This window comes from Variovorax sp. 22077 (assembly GCF_052044195.1).
GTDB lineage: Bacteria > Pseudomonadota > Gammaproteobacteria > Burkholderiales > Burkholderiaceae_C > Variovorax > Variovorax atrisoli.
Window position 1 is genome coordinate 1 of record NZ_JBQEQC010000054.1, and the last position, 5,992, is coordinate 5,992.

Sequence of the window (5,992 nt, forward strand, 5' to 3'; positions counted from 1 at the left end):
TGTCATATACTCGAGGGCTTCGCTACTGACGGCCTTGTGTTGTTGAAGCGGCTGGCGTCCTGGGATGCTGGTTGTGTGGTGAAGAAAGTCTTCGAAAAAAGTTGACCGCTTCTTAAAAAACGGTGCATAATCGAAGGCTTCGCTGAAACGACTGATTCGGCGGCTTGCGGTGAAGACTGCGGGTTGCAAAAAAAGAGGTTGGCAAATGCGAAAAGCCAAAATAGTTTGGTTGATTTGAAAAAATCGTGCTAGACTACAAGGCTCCGCTGAAATGACTTCGGCGGCTGACAATGAAAGTTGTGAGCTGCAAAAACGAAGAAATGGAAAGCGAAAAAAGTTTGGCGATTCTTTAAAAATCGTGCTAGACTACAAGGCTTCGCTGATCGCAGCAAGCAAACGAAGTAAACGACAAGTTGCTTCGATGATCGTTAAAAAATTACAGCCGATAAGCGTGGGCGTTTGAGGGTAATTGCACAAGTTCTTCGGAACAAGTCGCAAGACTTAAAACGCTCATGAGAATAGAAGTGAAGTTCACTTCAATTCCGTTTTTATGAGTTTTGCCCCGTCGCGAGATGGGGCGCAAAAATCAAGATCGAACTATAGAGTTTGATCCTGGCTCAGATTGAACGCTGGCGGCATGCCTTACACATGCAAGTCGAACGGCAGCGCGGGAGCAATCCTGGCGGCGAGTGGCGAACGGGTGAGTAATACATCGGAACGTGCCCAATCGTGGGGGATAACGCAGCGAAAGCTGTGCTAATACCGCATACGATCTACGGATGAAAGCAGGGGATCGCAAGACCTTGCGCGAATGGAGCGGCCGATGGCAGATTAGGTAGTTGGTGAGGTAAAGGCTCACCAAGCCTTCGATCTGTAGCTGGTCTGAGAGGACGACCAGCCACACTGGGACTGAGACACGGCCCAGACTCCTACGGGAGGCAGCAGTGGGGAATTTTGGACAATGGGCGCAAGCCTGATCCAGCCATGCCGCGTGCAGGATGAAGGCCTTCGGGTTGTAAACTGCTTTTGTACGGAACGAAACGGCTCTTTCTAATAAAGAGGGCTAATGACGGTACCGTAAGAATAAGCACCGGCTAACTACGTGCCAGCAGCCGCGGTAATACGTAGGGTGCAAGCGTTAATCGGAATTACTGGGCGTAAAGCGTGCGCAGGCGGTGATGTAAGACAGTTGTGAAATCCCCGGGCTCAACCTGGGAACTGCATCTGTGACTGCATCGCTGGAGTACGGCAGAGGGGGATGGAATTCCGCGTGTAGCAGTGAAATGCGTAGATATGCGGAGGAACACCGATGGCGAAGGCAATCCCCTGGGCCTGTACTGACGCTCATGCACGAAAGCGTGGGGAGCAAACAGGATTAGATACCCTGGTAGTCCACGCCCTAAACGATGTCAACTGGTTGTTGGGTCTTCACTGACTCAGTAACGAAGCTAACGCGTGAAGTTGACCGCCTGGGGAGTACGGCCGCAAGGTTGAAACTCAAAGGAATTGACGGGGACCCGCACAAGCGGTGGATGATGTGGTTTAATTCGATGCAACGCGAAAAACCTTACCCACCTTTGACATGTACGGAATTTGCCAGAGATGGCTTAGTGCTCGAAAGAGAACCGTAACACAGGTGCTGCATGGCTGTCGTCAGCTCGTGTCGTGAGATGTTGGGTTAAGTCCCGCAACGAGCGCAACCCTTGTCATTAGTTGCTACATTCAGTTGGGCACTCTAATGAGACTGCCGGTGACAAACCGGAGGAAGGTGGGGATGACGTCAAGTCCTCATGGCCCTTATAGGTGGGGCTACACACGTCATACAATGGCTGGTACAAAGGGTTGCCAACCCGCGAGGGGGAGCTAATCCCATAAAACCAGTCGTAGTCCGGATCGCAGTCTGCAACTCGACTGCGTGAAGTCGGAATCGCTAGTAATCGTGGATCAGAATGTCACGGTGAATACGTTCCCGGGTCTTGTACACACCGCCCGTCACACCATGGGAGCGGGTTCTGCCAGAAGTAGTTAGCTTAACCGCAAGGAGGGCGATTACCACGGCAGGGTTCGTGACTGGGGTGAAGTCGTAACAAGGTAGCCGTATCGGAAGGTGCGGCTGGATCACCTCCTTTCTGGAAACAGGCAATTTAATTTAAACGCCCACACTTATCGGTTGTTGGAAGAAGTCGGTTGTCTTCAATTTGAAGATGATTGTCGAATGGGTCTGTAGCTCAGCTGGTTAGAGCACCGTCTTGATAAGGCGGGGGTCGTTGGTTCGAGCCCAACTAGACCCACCAAATCTTCTGATATCTCGTGTGAGAGTTTGAGGGGGATTAGCTCAGCTGGGAGAGCACCTGCTTTGCAAGCAGGGGGTCGTCGGTTCGATCCCGTCATCCTCCACCACCAACTCGATGCTTACTCAACACCAAAGCGGCTTCGTGCAAAGGCATGAGGCTTCTTTGTTGTTGATCAGGATCTCTTGATCAATCGGCTGTTCTTTAAAAATTCATAGAGTCGAATCAGCGCTGCTGATGGAAACCGTACATTCGTAAAGGTTTAGTACGGACCGTGCCATCAGCGGCAAGAATTTTTGATTGCGTCAAAAGAAACTTCAATTTCGAATCAAATCGATTTGAAGACGGCATAACGCGTCAGGTGAAAGACCTGGCAATTCCTTGATTGACTTTGGTTTCCGTGAGGAAACGTCAAAGTTATAGGGTCAAGTGAATAAGAGCACGTGGTGGATGCCTTGGCAATGATAGGCGACGAAGGACGTGATAGCCTGCGATAAGCTTCGGGGAGCTGGCAAATTAGCTTTGATCCGGAGATTTCCGAATGGGGAAACCCACCGAAAGGTATCGTTATCTGAATACATAGGGTAACGAGGCGAACCGGGTGAACTGAAACATCTCAGTAGCTCGAGGAAAAGACATCAACCGAGATTCCGAAAGTAGTGGCGAGCGAAATCGGAGAAGCCTGTTAGTGATAGCACAAGACATAACGGAACAGCTTGGAAAGGCTGGCCATAGCGGGTGATAGCCCCGTACGTGAAATGACCTGTGTGGTACTGAGCTAACGACAAGTAGGGCGGGACACGAGAAATCCTGTCTGAATATGGGGGGACCATCCTCCAAGGCTAAATACTCATCATTGACCGATAGTGAACTAGTACCGTGAGGGAAAGGCGAAAAGAACCCCGGGAGGGGAGTGAAATAGATCCTGAAACCGCGTGCTTACAAAAAGTAGGAGCCCGCAAGGGTGACTGCGTACCTTTTGTATAATGGGTCAGCGACTTACATTCAGTGGCAAGGTTAACCGAATAGGGAAGCCGTAGAGAAATCGAGTCCGAATAGGGCGATCAGTCGCTGGGTGTAGACCCGAAACCAAGTGATCTATCCATGGCCAGGATGAAGGTGCCGTAACAGGTACTGGAGGTCCGAACCGACTAGTGTTGCAAAACTAGCGGATGAGCTGTGGATAGGGGTGAAAGGCTAAACAAACTTGGAAATAGCTGGTTCTCTCCGAAAACTATTTAGGTAGTGCCTCAAGTATTACCTTCGGGGGTAGAGCACTGTTTTGGCTAGGGGGTCATGGCGACTTACCAAACCAAGGCAAACTCCGAATACCGAAGAGTACAGCTTGGGAGACAGAGCACCGGGTGCTAACGTCCGGACTCAAGAGGGAAACAACCCAGACCGCCAGCTAAGGTCCCTAAAATTGGCTAAGTGGGAAACGAAGTGGGAAGGCTAAAACAGTCAGGATGTTGGCTTAGAAGCAGCCATCATTTAAAGAAAGCGTAATAGCTCACTGATCGAGTCGTCCTGCGCGGAAGATGTAACGGGGCTAAGCCAGTTACCGAAGCTGCGGATTTGCAATTTATTGCAAGTGGTAGGAGAGCGTTCTGTAAGCCTGTGAAGGTGCGTTGTAAAGCGTGCTGGAGGTATCAGAAGTGCGAATGCTGACATGAGTAGCGTTAAAGGGGGTGAAAAGCCCCCTCGCCGTAAGCGCAAGGTTTTCTACGCAACGTTCATCGGCGTAGAGTGAGTCGGCCCCTAAGGCGAGGCAGAGATGCGTAGCTGATGGAAAACAGGTCAATATTCCTGTACCGATTGTTAGTGCGATGTGGGGACGGATCTTAATAGGTCATCCGGGTGTTGGATATCCCGGTTTAGATGGAAGTAGGCGTGCATTAGGCAAATCCGGTGCACATATACCGAGGCCATCGATCGAGCCAGCTTGCTGGTGAAGTGATTGAACGAGGTTCCAGGAAAAGCCACTAAGCTTCAGCTAACAACGACCGTACCGCAAACCGACACTGGTGCGCGAGATGAGTATTCTAAGGCGCTTGAGAGAACTCAGGAGAAGGAACTCGGCAAATTGACACCGTAACTTCGGAAGAAGGTGTGCCCTATTAGTGTGAAGTGAACAACGGAGCATGAACGGGTTGCAAAAAATCGGTGGCTGCGACTGTTTATTAAAAACACAGCACTCTGCAAACACGAAAGTGGACGTATAGGGTGTGACGCCTGCCCGGTGCTGGAAGATTAAATGATGGGGTGCAAGCTCTTGATTGAAGTCCCAGTAAACGGCGGCCGTAACTATAACGGTCCTAAGGTAGCGAAATTCCTTGTCGGGTAAGTTCCGACCTGCACGAATGGCGTAACGATGGCCACACTGTCTCCTCCTGAGACTCAGCGAAGTTGAAATGTTTGTGATGATGCAATCTCCCCGCGGAAAGACGGAAAGACCCCATGAACCTTTACTGTAGCTTTGTATTGGACTTTGAACAGATCTGTGTAGGATAGGTGGGAGGCTTTGAAGCAGGGTCGCTAGATCTTGTGGAGCCAACGTTGAAATACCACCCTGGTGTGTTTGAGGTTCTAACCTAGGTCCATTATCTGGATCGGGGACAGTGCATGGTAGGCAGTTTGACTGGGGCGGTCTCCTCCCAAAGCGTAACGGAGGAGTTCGAAGGTACGCTAGTTACGGTCGGACATCGTGACGATAGTGCAATGGCATAAGCGTGCTTAACTGCGAGACTGACAAGTCGAGCAGATGCGAAAGCAGGACATAGTGATCCGGTGGTTCTGTATGGAAGGGCCATCGCTCAACGGATAAAAGGTACTCTGGGGATAACAGGCTGATACCGCCCAAGAGTTCATATCGACGGCGGTGTTTGGCACCTCGATGTCGGCTCATCTCATCCTGGGGCTGTAGCCGGTCCCAAGGGTATGGCTGTTCGCCATTTAAAGAGGTACGTGAGCTGGGTTTAAAACGTCGTGAGACAGTTTGGTCCCTATCTTCCGTGGGCGCTGCAGATTTGAGGAAGCCTGCTCCTAGTACGAGAGGACCGGAGTGGACACACCTCTGGTGTATCGGTTGTCACGCCAGTGGCATTGCCGAGTAGCTAAGTGTGGAAGAGATAACCGCTGAAAGCATCTAAGCGGGAAACTCGTTTCAAGATGAGATCTGCCGGGGCCTTGAGCCCCCTGAAGAGTCGTTCAAGACCAGGACGTTGATAGGTCAGGTGTGGAAGCGCAGTAATGCGTTAAGCTAACTGATACTAATTGCTCGTGCGGCTTGACCCTATAACTTTGATCAGTCAGATCAAGGTGTTATGCCAAGTTGACGCATTCAAAACAATTCGCCAAAAGCTGATTCCAAACTCTATGAATTCGTTTGACTGATCTCACCATCAGTCAGACAACCCTTTATGCCTGATGACCATAGCGAGTTGGTCCCACTCCTTCCCATCCCGAACAGGACAGTGAAACGACTCAGCGCCGATGATAGTGCGGGTTCCCGTGTGAAAGTAGGTCATCGTCAGGCTCTTACAGCCCCAAAAACCCCCGCTCAAACCGAGCGGGGGTTTTTGCTTTTACGGGCAGCAAAAAAAGAAAAAGAACAGGCGCATCACCGGTTACGCACAACCTCCGCCTCCACTTCGGCACCTCCCGCAGCTACCAACTCCTCCAACATATCTCGGGCTAGCTGA

Annotated in this window: 1 protein-coding gene, 2 tRNA genes and 3 rRNA genes; all 6 read left to right on the forward strand. The window is 50.9% G+C overall.

The genetic code is table 11. The features are described from left to right. Nucleotides 1-271 precede the first annotated feature (271 nt). The 6 genes from ACTJLF_RS34310 to rrf all read left to right on the forward strand — a co-directional run bounded on the left by ACTJLF_RS34310 (nucleotide 272) and on the right by rrf (nucleotide 5,826). Nucleotides 272-463, forward strand: coding sequence for a hypothetical protein (locus ACTJLF_RS34310; RefSeq protein ID WP_132756534.1), 192 nt, complete (start codon nucleotides 272-274; stop codon nucleotides 461-463). A gap of 131 nt (nucleotides 464-594) precedes the next feature. Further along, a 16S ribosomal RNA gene (locus tag ACTJLF_RS34315) occupies nucleotides 595-2,129 on the forward strand. Nucleotides 2,130-2,217: 88 nt separating this feature from the next. Next, nucleotides 2,218-2,294 (forward strand) — tRNA-Ile (locus ACTJLF_RS34320). 30 nt (nucleotides 2,295-2,324) lie between these two features. Beyond that, a tRNA-Ala gene (locus ACTJLF_RS34325) sits at nucleotides 2,325-2,400 on the forward strand. A 314-nt stretch (nucleotides 2,401-2,714) separates the two neighbouring features. Next, nucleotides 2,715-5,585: ribosomal RNA gene (locus ACTJLF_RS34330) — 23S ribosomal RNA — on the forward strand. A gap of 128 nt (nucleotides 5,586-5,713) precedes the next feature. Then, nucleotides 5,714-5,826 (forward strand): 5S ribosomal RNA (gene rrf, locus ACTJLF_RS34335). The 16S, 23S and 5S rRNA genes sit together here with 2 tRNA genes alongside, the layout of an rRNA operon. The last annotated feature ends 166 nt before the right edge of the window (nucleotides 5,827-5,992 follow it).

Excerpts from the sequence above, each read along its gene's own strand:
- ACTJLF_RS34310 (WP_132756534.1), top strand. The coding sequence starts at position 272 with ATGACTTCGGCGGCTGACAATGAAAGTTGTGAGCTGCAAAAACGAAGA.